Origin of the sequence: Microcoleus sp. Aus8_D2 (assembly GCF_036702665.1) — a bacterium.
Taxonomy (GTDB): domain Bacteria; phylum Cyanobacteriota; class Cyanobacteriia; order Cyanobacteriales; family Microcoleaceae; genus Microcoleus.
In genome coordinates this window covers 1-2330 of record NZ_JAUBUN010000101.1, presented here as the reverse complement: position 1 = coordinate 2330, position 2330 = coordinate 1, and the positions used below count along the sequence as shown (strand labels likewise).

The window sequence follows — 2330 nt, the reverse complement described above, 5'->3', positions numbered from 1 at the left end:
TGGCGCGTTTCCGCATTTCTTACTTTTTTTTGTGGTTTGTTTTGGATATTGGGCAATTCTTTCAGCCCTGCAATAGCATCCGATCGCGTGACTGGTGCTCAGGCGGTGGCAAATATGCAAAGTTTGCTTGGTAGTCCGGAGCAGTTTGCGTCAGACATGAAATCCACTACTCAGGATTTTATTCAAGACCATTTTGGTAGCATGGCGATTGCTGCTGCTTTTGGAATTGCAATTCGCATGAGGTCTTAAGTATGTTAGCTGTTTTATTTTCGATGTATTTTTCTACTGTGCCTGGTGCTGCTGAAGCTATGAATTTTGTTAAGGAGGATATCAAACCTGTAATTCAGTATTCTATGGATTGGGGGGTCAAGGCTGGCTTGGCTGCTACTTCGACTCATGCGTTTATTGTGTTGTGCAAGCGTTTTCTGGATTAAATATTATGAATCTTAAAGAACGGATAGATGCAGTGGTGGCCACCATTGATAGGTACCTCGCGTTACTGAGTAAGTTTATAGATACAAATGTAATTTTGTTAGCTTTGCTTGCTTTGAATTCAACGATTGGGGTCGGGGTACTTTATCTAAAAAACCTCATATTTGAATCATGTCTTATTCCGCACATTCAGGAGCAGTTAAAATGACAACTGAGATTTTTACCATTGACCGCGAGCAAGTTCAAAAGTTGAACGATTTGTTTTACAAGTTTGAGGCTTCTAAGGCCGCTAAATCTGTTGCCGTTGGCGGTGCTGTTTTAGGTGTCGGCGGTGCTATTGTTACTGCTGGAACTGCTAGCGCCGATCCAACAGCAGAAGCAACTATCAAGGCTGGTGTGGCCAATGCTATTGCTATGATTAAAGCCATCGACGGTATCGGTTTGGCGGCTTTCGGTGTTGCATTGGCTCCGATGGGATTCATGGTGACTTTGCGCGTGCTCAACATGGTTTTGAGCCGCGTTTGAGTTTAGCTTAAGTGCCGTTTACTGCTATCTATGGATTGCCGGGTCGGGGCAAGAGTTTGCTGATGCTTCAGCACGGCTTGAGGATTGCTGAAAAGTACCAACTCAAGCTCGTAACTAATTTTTGCCTCGACCCTTTAAATCTTGCTTATTATTGCAAAGTTAACAACCTTCGCTGGCTTTGGGATAACATTTCAAAAGGAATTATTTACTAGGTTTCAGCTAACAAGAACTTTGCTCAATTTTTGCAAATTAAAAATGCAGTAATATTGCTCGATGAAATGGGTCTTTATGCTCCGAGCGCGCAAAGTTGGACCTTACCTCCTGAGGCGTTCAACGCAGTTGCTAACAATCGCAAAAGGGCGCAGCACATAATTTATGCAGCACAGTATCCGTCTCAGGTTCATTCTTCGATTCATCAAATATGTTCCGATATTCTTTATGCTGAAGGAGTTGCAGTTTGGGATAATGAGTTGAGAAACGAACGCCTTTTATTTAAGGATGTTCATCTTTTTCAACCTAGCGAATTTGAGGTTTGGTTTCGCGACCCCAAAGTGCGTAAAAATCCGGTTAAAGTTTGGGTGCTTGCTACCAAACACTGGAAGGGTATAATCAACTGTCACGACGCTCAGACTTTTTATACTTACGATAGTTTTGGATTGTTGGAGGAACAAGATTTAGAAACTTCTAAATTTGCTAAAAAATCTGATTTTGGATATTACCCCTATGTGATTGATTCTGGTTCTACTGTGGAACTTTCCTCGTCAGATTTGATGGAAAGCGGTCGTACATTTGCTGAGATTGAGGAAATATTAGATGCTCATTACAAAGCCGATCGTTTTAAGAAAAAGCGAATTTATGAAGCTAGCGGCAATTATCCATTTGTAGCTTGGAAGCTTCAAGGTGAAATTTCATTTCCTGGGCCTCATTATTTTCAAAAGCAAATCATGTTTTTGTGGAATGTATTGCCGGCTGCTAGTCACAAAGGGTTAAATAGATTAGATTTACGAATTACTAGAGAATGTTTAACTTGGCAAAAGTTTGATAAGGTAACAAAGGATAGTTACAAAGTTACTTGGAATATTTTTGTGGGTTTTGTGTTGTGGGTGTTGCTATTAATTTTTTTGCCCAAACATTTCATTTTATTTCTAGCAGTGACAGTTATTTCTTTTTCCTTGCCTTTTAGGATATTTAAGTGATGGAACAGGAATATTTGCCTCGCAATATTAAAATTGATTGGTTGCGATTTCAAGTTGAGAGTTCCTCATCTCAACAAATTTCCGTTTTTCGGGCACTTTAAAATTTACCTTTTGAAAAAAAACAGCAGCAGATGGCTGACGTGCGCGATACTAATGTATTGGCTTTAAATAAAGTTT

At 40.1% G+C, this 2330-nt stretch carries 4 protein-coding genes; all 4 read left to right on the top strand.

What is annotated here, in order from left to right; translation table 11 throughout:
• Window positions 1-249: hypothetical protein (locus QUB64_RS32800; protein WP_333278777.1), on the top strand; the 249-nt coding region annotated here is incomplete at its 5' end.
• A gap of 2 nt (window positions 250-251) precedes the next feature.
• Window positions 252-434: a hypothetical protein gene (locus tag QUB64_RS32795; protein WP_333278779.1), complete on the top strand. Its 183-nt coding sequence runs from the start codon at window positions 252-254 to the stop codon at window positions 432-434.
• Between the two features lie 202 nt (window positions 435-636).
• Window positions 637-957 carry a hypothetical protein gene (locus QUB64_RS32790; protein WP_333278781.1) on the top strand — a complete coding sequence of 107 codons (321 nt, stop codon included), beginning with the start codon at window positions 637-639 and terminating at the stop codon, window positions 955-957.
• Window positions 958-1199: 242 nt separating this feature from the next.
• Window positions 1200-2153 (top strand): zonular occludens toxin domain-containing protein, encoded by a 954-nt coding sequence (locus QUB64_RS32785; RefSeq protein WP_333343495.1) that lies wholly within the window; start codon window positions 1200-1202, stop codon window positions 2151-2153.
• Window positions 2154-2330: the final 177 nt, after the last annotated feature.